Origin of the sequence: Thermosipho sp. 1074 (assembly GCF_001999655.1) — a bacterium.
In the GTDB taxonomy this organism is placed as follows: Bacteria; Thermotogota; Thermotogae; order Thermotogales; family Fervidobacteriaceae; genus Thermosipho; species Thermosipho affectus.
The window spans coordinates 1-15765 of the sequence record NZ_LBEX01000013.1 but is presented as its reverse complement, the minus strand read 5'-3'; the positions used below and the strand labels follow the sequence as shown (position 1 = coordinate 15765).

The following is a 15765-nucleotide window of genomic DNA, read 5'->3' as shown; positions in this document are numbered from 1 at the left end:
GGGGGGATATGGTGTTCATATTGGCACTTGATCAAGGAACTACAAGTTCCAGAGCTATTTTGTTCGATGAAAGTGGGAAAGATGTTTTTGTGAAAAACAAAGAATATAGACAAATTTATCCAAGGCCGGGATGGGTAGAACATGATCCATTTGATATTCTAAATTCACAAATAGAAGTGGCAAAGTTAGCAGTTGATACAGTAGGTGTAGAAAATATAGCGGCAATAGGTATTACCAACCAAAGGGAAACGACAATCCTTTGGGATAAAAGAACAGGGAAGCCTGTGTATAACGCAATTGTTTGGCAATGTAGAAGAACAGCTGAAATTTGTGATGATTTAAAAGAAAAAGGATATGAAAAATTAATTAAAGAAAAAACGGGATTAGTAGTTGATGCGTATTTTTCTGGAACAAAAATCAAGTGGATTTTAGATAACGTTGAAGGAGTAAAAGAAGACGCAAAAAGAGGTAATATTTTATTTGGAACAGTAGATTCTTGGCTTATTTGGAATTTAACAGGTGGAAGAGTACACGTTATCGACTACTCTAATGCATCGAGAACTATGTTGTTTAATATTAATACGTTACAGTGGGATGAAGAAATTTTAGAAATATTAGATATTCCAAAAAGTATTTTACCAACACCTGTGCCGTCTAGCATGGTGTACGGATATACGGATATTTTTGGTGGGAAGATTCCAATTGCTGGTGATGCAGGGGATCAACAGGCATCGCTTTTTGGTCAGACGTGTTTTGATAAAGGGATGATAAAGAACACATATGGTACGGGTTGTTTTATATTAATGAACACAGGAGAAAAACCTTATTATTCCAATTCTGGATTGCTTACAACAATTGCTTGGGGTGTTGACGGAAAAGTAGAATATGCACTTGAAGGAAGTATTTTTATAGCAGGAGCTGCTGTGCAATGGTTAAGGGATAACTTAAAACTTATTGATGCTGCATACGAAACTGAAGAAATTGCCATGTCTGTGCCTGATTCAGGAGAACTTTATTTTGTCCCTGCTATGGTAGGACTTGGTGCACCGTATTGGGATATGTATGCAAGGGGACTTTTAATTGGAATAACACGTGGTACAACAAAAGCACATATTGTTAGAGCAGTACTTGAATCTATAGCGTATCAAACTAGAGACGTTCTTGAGGTTATGGCAAAAGAATCTGGGATAAATATGGGGACTTTGAGAGTAGATGGAGGAGCATCTAACAATAACTTTTTAATGCAATTTCAGGCGGATATCCTTGGTATTCCCGTTGAAAGGCCGCAAATTACCGAGACAACGGCATTAGGTGCCGCATATCTTGCAGGACTTGCAACTGGTGTATGGAAAAGTAAAGAAGAAATAAAGTGGAATCTGGACAAAAGATTTTTGCCACTGATTGAAGAAGAAAAAAGAGAAAATATGTATAAAAAATGGAAAGAAGCAGTTAAAAGATCCATGAAATGGAGTGAGTAATATTGCATCCATTTGTATACCCAATAGTCCCTGCAATAAGAGATTTAAGAGCTGTTGAAAGAATTATTCCCACACCTGTTTCTTCGGTTTTTTTGTTAGAGGGAGATATTTTTAAAATAAAGAATGCAACTAAAATATTAAAAGAAAGCAGTAAAATCGTTTTTGTACATTTGGATCTTGTAAGTGGTTTGGGCAGAGATGAGGCAAGTGTGAAACTTGTCAAGGAGTTTGTTGGCGCAGATGGAATAATTACTACAAGATCAAACCTTATTGTTATCGCAAGTAAATTAGGGTTAATGACTGTTCAAAGGATATTTTTGATAGATTCTAAAGCGGTAGAAACGGGAATCCAACAAATAAAAAAACACAAAGTTAATTTTGTTGAAGTTTTACCAGGACTTATTCCAGAATTTATAAAGTACATAAAAGAAAATATAGAACAACCAATTATTTCAGGAGGACTTGTGAGTAAAAAAAATCAAGTTAAAAAAATACTAGATGCAGGAGCAATAGCTGTATCTACCAGTAAAGAAGAATTGTGGGATATGTTTTAGAATTTTGAAAAGTTAAGAAAGTGTTATATAATAATTTTGCTGAGCTTTATACAAAGGAGGGATTTTATGAAGAAATATGTAGGGGTAATTTTGGGTGTTATATTGGTTTTTGTCTTATTTAGTGGATGTTTACAACAAAATCTTCCACAAGGTGGAGATGAAGTTGTTTTAACAGGTATTGCAGGTGCTAAGCTAGATTATCTTTTAAATGATACATCTTCTGCGACTGTAACAGGTATACTTGTTTATAAATATAATTATTATGGAATATTAAGTGATTCAACTTCTGGAATATACATCAAGGATATTTCTTCAGCAGGCTTAAATGTAGGTGATAAAGTAACAGTTACAGGAACGTTGTATAAAGATACTTATAATGGAAATTTAAGGATGAAGGATGTTACAGTGGTTTCAACTGAAACAGCTAGTGAATGTGAGCCAAGTGTTTTAAATGTAAAACTTGATAATACTTGGTTATTTGATGCTACCGGTAATACGGCAGATGCAACTGCTCTTGCGTTGTGGAATTATAGGTTTGTAACGGCAAAAGGTACATTAACTTCTTTAGATACCACTGGTAAAAAATTTGAATTTGAATATCCAGTAGATTCTGGAACTGCAACAGTTACAGTGTATACTTATACAGCTGTAAGTACATGTGAAAATGCACCTGCAACGGTAACAGGATATCTTGCAGGATATAAATATGAATGGCAAATTTATCCAAGAACAGCAGAAGATATAGAATTTTAAGTCTTTTAAATTAATAAAATTTTAGGGCCGTAGAGGCCCTATTTTTCTCGGAGGTGAAATTGTGAGAAGGATTTTTATTTCTTTAGCTTTGCTTTTTTTTATACTTTCTTTTTCGGGAAATTTTTCTCTTTCTATTTTAAATTTAACTACGATGGGTTTAGATGATGGTGCATTTGATTACTTTCCCATACTTTATGTTACATACCAACCATTTGATTTTTTGGCATTTAAAGTAACTGATTATTTAGAACTTTCCCATGATTCTTGGAATTTGGGAACATATTCGATTTTCAAGCCAAGATATTATTATCTTGAGGGAAAATTTGATTTATTTGGTTATGATGTAAAACTAGATGTTCTAAAGACAAGGTTGAAAAAAAGTCAAACGGAAAAGCTAGAGGGTTTGAGGGTTGGTGGATTGAAATTTGATTACTATGGTGCAGGTTTGGATGTTAAAATTGGAAAAATAAATCTTGGAGCAGCATATGATTTAGGTCTAGGAAGTGTTGCAGGATATGTCCAGGCTGATTTGTTTGGTTTTAAATTAGGTGGCTATTATGAAACAAAATATAATCAAATTTCATTGGATGTAAATAGAAGCTTTGATTTAGGTAATTTTTCAATTTTGGCTTGGACAGCTTTGTCGGCTAAATCATCTGATATTGCCAATTTTTCGTATTTGGTGGGTGGAAAGGTAAACTTTAATAATTTAGCATTAAGCACACAATTTTTAAGTTTAGGTGTTAATAGATACGATGCAGATTTTCAAACCGGTGATCCAAATGATGTTGCGTTTTTGCCAAATGCATGGGCATATTATTTGGATGTTGATTATGCTTTAAACGATTATGTTTTAGGTGTGTTTTTAAGGTATAACAGTGTTTGGGCATCGGATCCAAATTATTTGCCGTTGTATGGTTTGAAATTGGCATATAAAGATTTTACTTTAAAAGTGGGAAATGGAGATTTAGAAAGCAACATAGCAGGAGAACAAAAGATAATAGCAGAGCTTAATTACTTCTACAGCCTTGAGTTTGATAAATTATTCTCGTTTAATTCTAAGCTTGTTACTCCAGTTGAGGAAAAAAAGAAGGAATTTAATTCTATAATGGATGTAATACTTGGAGAAGAAGGAAAAAGTTTTGTAGTTAAAGGTATAGTTACTTCTCCAAAAGATCTTTTGGGAAAAGGTAGCTTTTATATACAAGATGAAACTGCAGGACTAATGATTTATTCTCCAGTATTAGGAGGAGATTTAAACGTAGGAGATGTTGTGGTGATTTCTGGGAAGAGTAAATTGTGGAATGGTGTGATTGAATTGGTTGCAAATAATGTTGAAAAAGTTGGCAGTGCAAAAGTTATTCCAGACGTTTTAACAAGTTTGTCTAAGACATTTATTTCTGCATTTGTGTATGTTGAGGGAGTAGTAAAAGAAAAAAATAAGTATAACTTTAAAGTTGACACAGGGGATTTTATTATAAAGGTGTATTTGAAAAAGGGTACAAATATAGACATATCAAATTTAAATGTTGGGCAAAAGGTAAAAGTCCAAGGTATTTTAGCTGTTTACAAGGGCGAGTATGAAATTTTACCTAGATGGCAGGAAGATATTGAAATAAGGTAGTTTTAATACGCGCCGCATTTGCAGCGTATTTTAGGAGGTAAGGTTAATGGATGTAAAAAGGCTGTTTTTGTATGCTTTTTTAGTTTTTTTGATTTTAACTTCTTGTGTTAATTTGGATATAATTAATCTAGACGGAAGAAGTGGAGTTTTAGTTAGTAGTGTTGTTGACGGAGATACATTTCATACAGTGAGGGATAAAGTGAGGATTATTGGTATTGATACTCCGGAAGTCCATAAAAGTAGTAAACCTGTAGGTGAGTTTGGAGTACAAGCAAAACAGTTTTTAGAAGATTTTGTAAAAAAGTATGAAATTTATTTGAAAGAAGAGGGAAAAGATAGATACGGTAGAGTCTTAGCATATGTATTTGGAAAATCAAAAGATAAAACGTATTTTTACGAAGAAGAAATTTTAAAAGCAGGTCTTGCAAGGCCATTAATATATTTTGAAAATGTTGATCCAGAATTAACTTCCAGAATTGTTAGTGCGTACAATTATGCTTTTGAAAAAAAAGTAGGGATTTTTTCAAAATGGAGTACAGCACCTATTTTGAAAAATTCAAGTAATTATAAATCATATATTGGAAATATAGTATTTCTTGAGGGAAAAGTTAGTAATGTACACCAGAGTGGTGGAATGTGGGAAATATATGGCGATTGGTTTACAATTAAAATAAGGGAAGAAGAATATGATTATTTTTTCAAAGATTACAACTTGTATGATTTAAAAGATAAAATTGTAAGATTTTACGGTGAACTTTGGGATGATGGTGAAAAGCCTATAATTCTATTGAGAAGTCCAAATGAAATGGTAGTACTTTAGATTTTTTTTACTTGACATCTAAATGAAATTAAGTTAAAATCTATACGTGATAGTATGGAGAGGTGGCCGAGTGGTCGAAGGCGCTTGCCTGCTAAGCAAGTGTGGGATTTTTCCCACCGAGGGTTCGAATCCCTCCCTCTCCGCCAGGTTTTTGGGGGATGTATTCCCCCATTTTTAAATTAAAAGGAGTTGTGCCCGTAGCTCAATTGGATAGAGCGTCAGACTGCGGATCTGAAGGTTGGGAGTTCGAATCTCCCCGGGCACGCCAAAAATGCAAGGCTTTTTGCCTTGCATTTTTTTTTGGAATTTTTCCATGTTTTTGAATTTTTTTTATTTTATTTTTGTTAAAATAACTTGGTGGAAGTGATTCCAAAAATTTAGCTTATTAAAAGGAGGGATTGTTGTGAGAAAAAGTGTGTATCTTATGGTTAGTCTTTTATTAATTGTTTTTGTATTTTTTGGTTGTGTAAATCCTGAGTTGAGTAAAGAAGTGCAAAAACCGGGACTTTCTTTTAGAGTACTCTTGCCAGATACAACTACCGCTACTCAGATATATGTTGTTGGTGAGATGAATAATTGGAAATTGGATAATGTGTGGGTGCTTAATGTAACTGATGTTGATGGAAAGAAATATGCAATTGGAGAATATGATCTTCCAGAAGCTTCCATTACTGGTGGAGTAGAATTTCGATACAAATATTTGATTGGTAAAAGTTGGGATAATGTCGAAATGAAAAAAGATGGTTCAAGTGATATAAAAAATCGTTTTGTGTACGTAAATGAAAATTTAAGAAATATTGTAAATGATGCAGTTTTAAATTGGAAAGGCGAAGATCTTGTAAATCCAGCTACATCTACAATAACAGTTAAATTTATTGCTTATGTACCTGATACAACTCCAGATGGTTCGGTAGTACAACTAGTTGGAGATATGAATGGTTGGAATGGAGAAGATATGGTGAAAGAAGGTAATGTATGGACTATAACAAAACAATTGGAATCAAACACTTATTATGAGTTTAAACTAAGATTGAAAAATGAATCAAATGCCTGGGCATATCCAGAAGGTAATGAGACCGGCGGGTATGAAGATAATAGAGCTTTAATTTTAAACGACGATGCAACCATAGTAATACTAAAGGTGCATAGTTGGGAAAATATGTAAATTGTTTTTATATTTACCTGATGACGAAAGGGGGACCTTAAGGTCCCCTTGTTATTATGAGTTTTGGAGGTGATTAATTTGAAAAAAATATTTATATTTTCTTTTTTTGTCCTGGCACTATTATTATCAGGTTGTATGAAACTATTTAATTTATCTTTAGAATCGGGTGTATATGTGGCAGGTGAATGGAATAATTGGGTTCCAACACAAAGCGATAGAATGATTTTAAATAATGGAATTTATGAATTTGAAATTCCTGTAGCATCTATTACTTTTTACCCTGGAAGTCTTGGGAATATTGGGTGGTATAAAGTTATATATGTAGGTGGTGTGACAAAAGTTCAATCAAGTGTTCCTGTTTGGAAGGAAAATTTAGCTGATGCTACTTCAATAACTGTATTTGCTTCACCTAATATTATGCGTGATGGATATGCTGTGGGTGCAGGGGATATTGAAAAAGAAATAGGTGATTGGTATTGTGCGGGAGATTTCAACGGTTGGTCTTTAGAAAAGATGGAAAAAATTGATGGAAAATTTGTATATGAGCTGAATATAGATGTTAATAAGGGTGATAGTTTTAAGTATAAAATTGCCAGGGGAATCGATTGGAAACCTTATGAAGAACAGTTTGATGGAAAAAATTATAACGCCGGGTATGGACAAGATGCTTTATTTATTGCGGATAAATCTGGAAGTTCTCTTTACATAGAATTTGATCCAAAGTTTAGCATTTTGAATGTTTATGTTAAGTGAGGTGGTAATGTGAAAAAATATATATTTTTTGTTTTGATTATTTTTTCGCTGTTTTCATTTGGTATGATTTCTCCATCTTATTCTTTTAAATTTGTATACTTTGCAGATTTTTCAAATGGTTTTCCAGTATTTGTTCCAAGTTATAATATGTCGACAGAGTTTAGATTCAACATGAGTGTTTTGGGAAGTGATTTTTCTGGGAATTTTTCTTTGAATGGTGAGAATTTGGAATCTGCAGAATTGGATTTTTCAAAGAAAACGTTTGGACTTTATTTGTATAAAAATAGAATTTTTGGGAACTTGGATGATTTTCTTGGTTTGTATAATTTTAGTACGGGCTCAGATGGGGTAATGATGAATTATTCGAACTTTTATTTGTTTTTGTATAATAGTCTTTCTTTGAATTATCTAAAATACAAGTTAAATAATGGATTAATATTAATTGGTATAAGAGATCAATTGAAAGATTTTTTATTTCAAATAATGTTACCTACTTTTGTTGATATTCAGTTTGAAGCGGTTTATACGTATGATGGAAGTGTTGATTTTGAAAAGGGAATTTACCAATTTGGATTGGTGGATAAGAACTTAAGATGGGGGGTAAAATCCACTTTTTTGGGTAAAAATGTGATGCTACCAGATTTTACAAGTATAGATAAATCAAATAGATATTTTATAACTATGTGGTATAATGCTGATAATTTTGGGGTTTGGGGAAATATTAAAAGTGATGAAAATGGAAAAAATTTTGAAAGTTTAAGTGAGGTTGGGCTAAATTTTAATGTTTCTAAATTTTCAGTTTCTCTTTCAAAAATAGGTTTTGATAGTATAGGTTTAACACCTGATTTATGGGAAAAGTTTAGTTTTACTTTGAAATATGACTATTCGTTATTTGATTTTAACGGAAAGATCTCTTATTCTTTTGGGAAACCTGCACATAACACAATTGGAACTTTGGGAGAAGTGTATTATATTGAAATTTCAAAAACTTTTGGAAATATTTCATTTTTTGGAAAGGCACAGAGAATAGTAGGTGTGTATGAAATAAGAAATACGGTATATGCAGAAATGAAAATTACTGGATTTTCAAACGGAGAGGTAAAACTTTCCATTGGAAATGGAGATTTTTACAATGTGAATAATTTCAAAAAAGTTGTTTCGTTGGAATTTAATACTTGGTGGTAATGGAGGTGTGAAGATGAGGAAAAAATCTTTATTTGTATTTTTAATTATTCTATCTGTTTCAATCTTTTCAAATGTATTTGTTAAAGAGGAAATGGTTTATTTTACGTTCGAAGTTGATGCAGAACAAGTGTACTTAGCTGGAAATTTTAATAATTGGTCTACAACATCCACAGAAATGGAATTTAAAGATGGTGTATGGGTGGTAGCACTTAAACTTGAACCAGGTGAGTATCAATACAAGTTTGTTGTTAATGGTGAAAAATGGGTAGAGGATCCGAATGCTCCATCGTATGTTGATGATGGTTATGGGGGAGAAAACGGGGCATTTAAATTAGTCTTACAGGATGGTTCTCTTGTAATAGAACCTATTGGGAAGTTAATGGAAAAAGAAAATGGTGCAGAAGAGTATGAAATTAACAAAGAAAGGAAAGACACTATATTTGTCGATGAGGAAGGTTATGTAGTTATTAGGTATTACAATCCAGATGCTGATTATGTTATGATCGCAGGGGACTTTAACAATTGGGATGCAGAGAGTGATGAAATGTACGGTTTAGGTGATGGATGGTGGGAAGCAATCTTGGAACTTGAACCAGGAGAATATCAGTACAAGTTTGTTGTTAATGGTGAAGAATGGGTAGAGGATCCAAATGCATTTGCATACGTTCCAGATGGTTTTGGAGGTAAAAATTCTGTTTTAAAAGTTTGTAGAGGGGGTGAAAGTCTTATTGTTAAAGCACCGGAAAGTGTAGTGGAAGGAAAAAAAGAGATACCATTGGGTGTGAGTGTAGTTGATGGTAAGGTATATTTTAAAGTAGAAAAAAGAGAAGCAACAAAAGCATTTTTGGCTGGAAGTTTTAATAATTGGGATTCACAGGCAATTGAGATGAAAAATGTAGATGGATATTGGCAAGTTTCGATGGAATTAAATCCAGGTAAGTATCAGTATAAATATGTATTCTTAATTAATGGTAATCAAGTTTGGCAGGAAGATCCAAATGCTCCTGGTTATGTACCAGATGGATATGGAGGAAAAAATGGAGCGTTTGAACTTGTTTTAGAAGGCGGGAATTTAGTGATAAAAAAATCAGAAAATTCAAGTAAAAGTTCTGTGAATTTGAGTGGAATTTATAACTTTACTGTTACTTATAAATACGATTCTACGACTTTAATAAAAGGTATAGGATTTTCAAATAAATTATCTTTGATATTTAAACCTTCAGATGAACTTGAATTTTCAATAGGTTATTCAGGAGCTAATATCGAATACGGAGTAATTAATTTTAAAGTAGACAAATGGAATATTATGGCACATTACAATTTGCCAGTTGATTTACCATTTAACGGTATCCAAAGTGGTGTATATCTTTCTTTTGCCGGTGTTTTTGTAGATTTAGGAGCAGAGTCTGGTGCTGTTCCATTTATAATTGGAGCAAGATATAGCGATTTCTCACTTTTATACGGAGATTTCTACGATAGGAATGGAATACTTTTGGGATATAACTTTAGTATTTTTGATGCAGATGTGGAATTGTACGGTGGATACTTTTTCAATTTAGGAGAATTGGGATTTTATTGTGAGGCGAAATCAAATGATTGGAATACAACGTTGCAATATTTCAAAAATAAATTTGCTATGGATTTAAGTCTATTCAATTGGGATCTTGTAACAGACTTTTCCATAATAGATTTGAGTTATAATATTTCAATGTATATACCAGTTGTGAAGAATTACAAAATTTTTGGAGGATACAGTCACACAAATTTATCGGATAAATACAATTTTGGATTACTATATGACACCGATTACACACTTGGTTTAAAAGCGAGAATGGAAAACTCTAATATTTACTTTGACATTTTTGGAAAAGTTGTGTTTTAACGTTCTAATATTGGATAAAATTCCTCCGGTTGCAAACATAGCCAATTAATTTTTATATGTAGATTTTTCGTAGAGAAATATAAAAGCTCCCAAAAGGGAGCTTTTATTTAACTACATTTACTCCAGCCACATTTTTTGCAGCTCATACAACCCTCTTGTTTGATAATACTATTTTTAGATAGACATGAAGGGCAATATACATTTCCATTTTCATCTACATAATATCCTTCACTCCACTCTAGGTCATTTGCCATTACAAATTTTTCTACCTCTTCTGCCGTTTTTATCGTTCCATCTATTACAAAAACTTCGTCATCTTGTATTTCTGTATTTCCCCAAAGTTCTATAAAGTCATCTATGGCTTTTTTGATTTCCTCTGCTAAGCCATTTGTGTATTTTCCATTAACTTTTTGAAGTTGTTCAAGAATTTCTTCAATTGACACCCCTGCTCTTAAAGCAATAGACGATAATCTTCCTATAGATTCTGCAAGCTCGGTTCCATTTGAGAGGAATATTTCCACAGCTTCGCCGCTGTCATCAAAAGAAACGGTAATGTAAGTAGTATTTTCCAGTGATTTGTATTTTCTCGTTACACTACGTAGCGTGTTTTTACGTGGTTTTGGTCTAAGTTTATGTTTTTCATCTAAGAGGAAAAATTGTACTTTTGGTGCATCTTTTGTTTTTACATGTTTGGCAGATGTTAATACCTGTGTTTGGAGTGATCCGTCTCTGTATATTGTAAGTCCTCTTACGTTTAATCTAAACGCTTCAAGGTAAATATTTAATACATCTTCTTCAGTTGCTGTTGATGGCATATTAATAGTCTTTGATATATTGTTATCTGTATATCTTTGAAAGGCATCTTGCATTAAAAGATGGTCCATTGGGGAAATATCCATAGCTGTCACAAAAACTCTTTTTATTTCTTCAGGAACGTCAAGTTGTTGTAGAGAACCTTTTTCAATTAATTTATCTCTTATCTTTTCAAGTATTGATGAATCTAACTTTTCTTCAAGTACCCTATTAACGTAAAATAAAGCTTCTTTATTGCCATCATGCTTATTCATATACCTAACGTATGCAAGTAAGAAATTTGGTTCAAGTCCGCTACTTGTATCTGCTATATTTGAGATAGATCCCGTTGGAGCAATAGTTAATACTGCAACGTTTCTTTTTCCATGTTTAGATTCTTTCATAACGTTTTTTATTTCATCATCGTATTTGCTTAATCCCATTGCAAATGGTACAAATCCATCTTCGGTGTAAAATCTACTTTTTTCAAATAATGGAAAGTTTCCTTTTTCCCTTCCCAGTTTATTTGATTCATCATGACTATGGAGTGCAATGAATCCCATTAAATCAACAGCAATCTTTCTTCCTTCTTCTGAATTGTAAGGGATATTTAATTTATATAGCAAATCTGCAAACCCCATTATCCCTAGTCCAAGTCTTCTGCTTTCTCTGACGGCTTTGGTAATTTTTTCAAGTGGAAATACGTTAACGTCAATTACGTCGTCTAAAAATCTTACGGCAAGTCTTGCGGTTTTTTCCAACGCTTTCCAATCTATTTCACCATTTTCATTTGCAAATTTTGCAACATCTATTGATCCAAGATTACACGCCTCATACGGTGCAAGTCCAATTTCACCACATGGGTTGGTAGAAATAATTTCTTTTTCTGGATAAAGTGGATAGTATTTGTTCATTTCATGTAAAAATGCAAGTCCTGGGTCACCTGTTTTCCATGCATTTTTAGCTATTTTTTCTAATATATACCTTGCTTTTATGCTTTTTTTATTGTTAAATTTTGGATGAGTTAGAATTATTTCTTTATCATCATTGTACAATTTTAGAAATTCTTCCTTCTCAAAGGGAATTCCCACTGAAATATTGAAATACTTTAACACTTTTTCTCCGTCATTATTTTCTTTTGCTGCTATAAACTCTTCAATATCAGGATGATTAATGTTTAAAATTCCCATCAAAGCGCCGCGTCTTTTATATCCTTGTTCTACTACTCCAATTGCAGAGTTAAAAACGTGCATGAAAGAGATAGGACCGGATGCTTGGCCATGTGTGCCTGCAACAAAACTTCCTTTGGGTCTTAAACTAGAAAAGTTTGAACCAATCCCACCACCAGCTTTTGTAATTAAAGCATATTCTTTTACGGCTTCAAATATACCTTCGATACTATCTTCAACAGGAACTACAAAACAAGCAGATAACATGTGAAGGTGATTTCTTGTATTGTAAATTTCCTCGTAATCTTCCAATGTCATATTTTCAATAGGTTTCCACAAAAGTTCTGGTCTTACTCCCATTCCCGCATTGAAAAGTGTTGGACTGTTTGGAATAAAGATTCTAGATTTGAGCATTTTGTAGAATGTTTCTTCATATTCTTTTACTTTATCCAAATTTTTGTTGTAGAGAATTTCAGATGTAGCTACAACCCTTGCAACTCTTCTGCAAACTTCTTCCCATTTTGTTTCCAAAAACTCCCCTTCCATATTTTTATAAAAGTACCTTTCTGAAAGTATTTTGTAGGCGTTTTTTGATGGTTTAATGTCTAACCATCTGTTTAGTACGTCTTCATACACGTCTTTCTCCTCCTTGAAAATTTCACATATTTTTGATTTTTAGATGCGGGAAATAGTAAGTTGCCGTTTTCATCAATGTTTCTTTTATCGTGCTCATATGGCCCCAATATACCTTCATCCATATATGTGATGTAATTGCGTAGATTTTGAGTATCAATATCTTCTAGTGTGCGCCATGTATATATGGTGTTGACTATTTTATCTGAGAATTCTTCTTTTAAGGCTTTTGATATTTCAAAGACGGCTTTTCTATTGTATGGTGCAAGTGGTTCTCCACCCAAATACACAACTGCTAATTTGTCATATGAATCAATGATAGTGTTGATTTTTTCTTTTAGCCGTTTTATTAGAGCCTCAACATCGTATTCAAACCCTTTAAAAGGTTCCCATGTGTCTTTGTTGTGACAAAGAGGACATTTTGGTTGTTTGTCGCAACCTTGAAAGTATATAGATAATGCGAAATATTTGGGGTGATCAATTGTGTTAAAAAATACTCTATTTACATACACTTTCATTTTTTTACCTTCATACATTATAGAATTTTCTTTCTTTGTATTCATATTTTCTCCTTACTTTGTTGAACGAAGAATATGGTACTAGATATCCTACTATTCTAAGGTATTCTTCGACTTTTTCTTTTCCACATATTGGACATTTATTTCCTATAAATGCATGACCATTTTCACATGTGCTTATCTTTTGGTTAAACGCAAAATACATAACATTCATTTTTGCAATGGCATTTACTAATTTCCAGGATTCTTCTTCGTTTTTTAAAGGTGTTCCAAGGTTGATGTGTAGAATTGCTCCTCCTGATACTTTTTTGTCAAATTTACCGGAATATTTAGCCCTATTCATCATATCGGTTTCCGCTGTAAGTGGGATCCATTGATTTGAATAAAGTTTATATGGTTGTTTGTCTTTACCATAAATATAACTATCCTTTTCAGCTAAAACAATAGCAGCCTTTTCAGCGGGAACCTGTTCAATGTTAAATGTGAATTTGTATTTTTTAAACCCATCTTCTGCCATTTTCCTTATAGTGTCAAGAATTTCTTCTACAAAGTTTTCTCCTTCTTTTGTATACTCAAGTCCTTCGGGCGTTACCGCGGTTAGTTCCATAAAGTCGGCTGCTTCCCATACTCCTGTAATTCCAATAGTCCCATATTGTCTTTCAAGTTTCATAAGTCCTATTGAGTATAACGGAAGTACCCCTTGAGCGATTCTTTCTTCTAGTATTTTTCTAATAACATAAAGGGTTTTTTGAACGATATCTACCCTTTCCTTTAAAATTTCAAAGAATTTTTTTCCATCACCGTTTGCTTCAAGCGCAATTCTCGGTAAATTAATTGTGATAACTTTAAATGACCCTATGTTTAGATCAGAACCACCTATTGAATTTGCCATACCTGTTAGTTTTGGTTCATCTTCATCCAAAGAAAGAGATAACTTTAAATCTTTGGTAGAGGATGTTAAGCGACAGCAAGAAGCAACAGCATCAACTGAATCTGAGATGTACCAATTTGTGTCCTGCCATTTCATATTAACTTTGTTTATAAATCTTGCTGAATCTTCGTCTACAAATTTTCCGTCTTTGTACAAAAGTGTGGCAGTTAGTACGGGGAATGTAAACATTTGTCTTTCCCTTTCTTTGGCTACCCATTCCCAGTAATGTTTTTGAAGGTTAATAATATCCTCTACATAATCTGTTATATACGTTCCATCTGGATACTTTTCCCCTTCAAATATCGCTTTTATATAATTCCTATCAAGATATGTAAAATTTGTGTAAGGACTTTGATTTGTTCTAATTGGTTGATTAAATGAATAAGTTAAAATTTGAAAATGTTGTTCTATATACCACTTTGTTTTGTCTTTTGGTATAACTCCGTCTTTTAAGTCTTTTTTTATGTAATACCACATCCACACAAAGAAATCTGGTAATCCAACAGCGCCAGAGCTTTGATTTGAAGCAAACATAACAAATTGAATAACATGTTGAATAAACGTGCTAAGGTGCTTTGCTGGAGTGGATTGGATAGTATCTATAAATGGTAATCCTTTTTCCACAATGGGTTTTAGGGTGTAGGCAAAACAATATGGCATAAATGCCGCGTGGTGCGCATCATGCAGGTATATGGCACCGTTGATTTGATATTCTAGAAATTTGTCAGCATAGTCTCTTCCAAAATGTTTTTTTAATTCTTTCCAAATGACGTAGAGAGAATTTAACTTTGTGAACGGTTTGTATATTTCGGTAAAATATGTACCAATGTGTTTTGATCTAACATTTGCATTTGAATCAATAGAAATATCTCCTACAAGTTCAGATTGAAAAAATGTTTTATTAAATTTGTCAATATCAAGATGGGAGCCAAGACCTTCAAGTTCTAAGATATATTCCCCGTATTTATTTTCAAGTTCACGTAGTTTTCTATCAAAATCTGTTGAAAAACCAAAATTAATGAACATAAAATCCCCCCCTGTTTTGTATTTATTGTATTTATAATCGGTATTTGAAATCATATTATACCACAATATATTGTGTATTAGTTGCTTTACATACACAATATATTGTGTATTAAGATTCTAAAACAACGGATAGTAAAACTTTAAAAGTATTCCAAAATAGGGTAATTTTTATAAAAAAAGAAACTTAAAACACCTGGATAAGTGTAAAAGATGTTACAAAGAATAAAAGAAAATGTTAAAAACATGAAATTGACGGTTTGGAATAAGTATGGTAAATTAGAAGACGCGAGGTTGAGGAGGTCATTGAAAAATAGATAGCAGCTCTGCGGATAAGAAGGACGAGCCCGAGATAGAGATGGAGGGTTTGATCCTGGCTCAGGGTGAACGCTGGCGGCGTGCCTTACACATGCAAGTCGAGCGAAGCTGCTAACTGGAGTCCTTCGGGGTGAAGGTTAGTAGACTGAGCGGCGGACGGGTGCGGA

At 33.0% G+C, this 15765-nt stretch carries 12 protein-coding genes, 2 tRNA genes and 1 rRNA gene; 12 read left to right on the top strand and 3 right to left on the bottom strand.

Annotated features, from left to right (window positions below; all coding sequences use genetic code 11):
* Nucleotides 1-8 precede the first annotated feature (8 nt).
* The 11 genes from glpK (at nucleotide 9) to XO08_RS03540 (ending at nucleotide 10214) form a co-directional block, all read left to right on the top strand.
* Entirely contained in the window at nucleotides 9-1478 is a 1470-nt protein-coding gene (gene glpK / locus XO08_RS03590; protein ID WP_077198080.1) for a glycerol kinase GlpK, read from the top strand.
* A 2-nt stretch (nucleotides 1479-1480) separates the two neighbouring features.
* Nucleotides 1481-2032: a glycerol-3-phosphate responsive antiterminator gene (locus XO08_RS03585; RefSeq protein WP_077287274.1), complete on the top strand. Its 552-nt coding sequence runs from the start codon at nucleotides 1481-1483 to the stop codon at nucleotides 2030-2032.
* Between the two features lie 66 nt (nucleotides 2033-2098).
* Nucleotides 2099-2785, top strand: coding sequence for a hypothetical protein (locus XO08_RS03580; protein WP_077287272.1), 687 nt, complete (start codon nucleotides 2099-2101; stop codon nucleotides 2783-2785).
* Nucleotides 2786-2846: 61 nt separating this feature from the next.
* Complete coding sequence (locus XO08_RS03575; protein WP_077287270.1) at nucleotides 2847-4409, top strand: DNA-binding protein; 1563 nt, start codon at nucleotides 2847-2849, stop codon at nucleotides 4407-4409.
* Nucleotides 4410-4455: 46 nt separating this feature from the next.
* Nucleotides 4456-5229 carry a thermonuclease family protein gene (locus XO08_RS03570; protein ID WP_075665677.1) on the top strand — a complete coding sequence of 258 codons (774 nt, stop codon included), beginning with the start codon at nucleotides 4456-4458 and terminating at the stop codon, nucleotides 5227-5229.
* Between the two features lie 56 nt (nucleotides 5230-5285).
* Nucleotides 5286-5375: transfer RNA gene (locus tag XO08_RS03565), tRNA-Ser, on the top strand.
* A gap of 45 nt (nucleotides 5376-5420) precedes the next feature.
* Nucleotides 5421-5497 (top strand) — tRNA-Arg (locus XO08_RS03560).
* Between the two features lie 135 nt (nucleotides 5498-5632).
* Complete coding sequence (locus XO08_RS03555; protein WP_075665676.1) at nucleotides 5633-6394, top strand: hypothetical protein; 762 nt, start codon at nucleotides 5633-5635, stop codon at nucleotides 6392-6394.
* Between the two features lie 69 nt (nucleotides 6395-6463).
* The gene (locus XO08_RS03550) at nucleotides 6464-7147 is read left to right on the top strand and encodes a hypothetical protein (RefSeq protein WP_077287267.1); all 684 of its coding nucleotides are present in this window, start codon (nucleotides 6464-6466) and stop codon (nucleotides 7145-7147) included.
* Between the two features lie 9 nt (nucleotides 7148-7156).
* Nucleotides 7157-8332, top strand: coding sequence for a hypothetical protein (locus XO08_RS03545; RefSeq protein WP_075665674.1), 1176 nt, complete (start codon nucleotides 7157-7159; stop codon nucleotides 8330-8332).
* Nucleotides 8333-8345: 13 nt separating this feature from the next.
* Complete coding sequence (locus XO08_RS03540; protein ID WP_077287264.1) at nucleotides 8346-10214, top strand: isoamylase early set domain-containing protein; 1869 nt, start codon at nucleotides 8346-8348, stop codon at nucleotides 10212-10214.
* Nucleotides 10215-10321: 107 nt separating this feature from the next.
* On the opposite strand, the gene XO08_RS03535 is transcribed toward XO08_RS03540, so the two are convergent.
* The 3 genes from XO08_RS03535 to XO08_RS03525 are packed head-to-tail and all read right to left on the bottom strand — an operon-like array spanning nucleotide 10322 to nucleotide 15283.
* The gene (locus XO08_RS03535; protein ID WP_075665672.1) at nucleotides 10322-12811 is read right to left on the bottom strand and encodes an adenosylcobalamin-dependent ribonucleoside-diphosphate reductase; all 2490 of its coding nucleotides are present in this window, start codon (nucleotides 12809-12811) and stop codon (nucleotides 10322-10324) included.
* A complete protein-coding gene (locus tag XO08_RS03530) occupies nucleotides 12793-13326 on the bottom strand; it encodes a 4Fe-4S cluster-binding domain-containing protein (protein ID WP_075666696.1) in 534 nt (177 codons plus the stop codon). The genes XO08_RS03535 and XO08_RS03530 overlap by 19 nt, the downstream gene beginning before the upstream one ends.
* Before the next feature lie 10 nt (nucleotides 13327-13336).
* On the bottom strand, nucleotides 13337-15283 hold the full coding sequence (locus XO08_RS03525; protein WP_075665671.1) for an anaerobic ribonucleoside-triphosphate reductase: 1947 nt from the start codon (nucleotides 15281-15283) through the stop codon (nucleotides 13337-13339).
* A gap of 352 nt (nucleotides 15284-15635) precedes the next feature.
* Here XO08_RS03525 and XO08_RS09330 point away from each other — a divergent pair.
* A 16S ribosomal RNA gene (locus XO08_RS09330) occupies nucleotides 15636-15765 on the top strand; the annotation flags it as partial.

What these genes read in the sequence shown, in the direction of transcription:
- glpK (WP_077198080.1), top strand. Translation starts at nt 9, where the DNA reads ATGGTGTTCATATTGGCACTTGATCAAGGAACTACAAGTTCCAGAGCT.
- XO08_RS03580 (WP_077287272.1), top strand. Translation starts at nt 2,099, where the DNA reads ATGAAGAAATATGTAGGGGTAATTTTGGGTGTTATATTGGTTTTTGTC.
- XO08_RS03570 (WP_075665677.1), top strand. Translation starts at nt 4,456, where the DNA reads ATGGATGTAAAAAGGCTGTTTTTGTATGCTTTTTTAGTTTTTTTGATT.
- XO08_RS03540 (WP_077287264.1), top strand. Translation starts at nt 8,346, where the DNA reads ATGAGGAAAAAATCTTTATTTGTATTTTTAATTATTCTATCTGTTTCA.
- XO08_RS03530 (WP_075666696.1), bottom strand. Translation starts at nt 13,326, where the DNA reads ATGAAAGTGTATGTAAATAGAGTATTTTTTAACACAATTGATCACCCC.
- XO08_RS03525 (WP_075665671.1), bottom strand. Translation starts at nt 15,283, where the DNA reads ATGTTCATTAATTTTGGTTTTTCAACAGATTTTGATAGAAAACTACGT.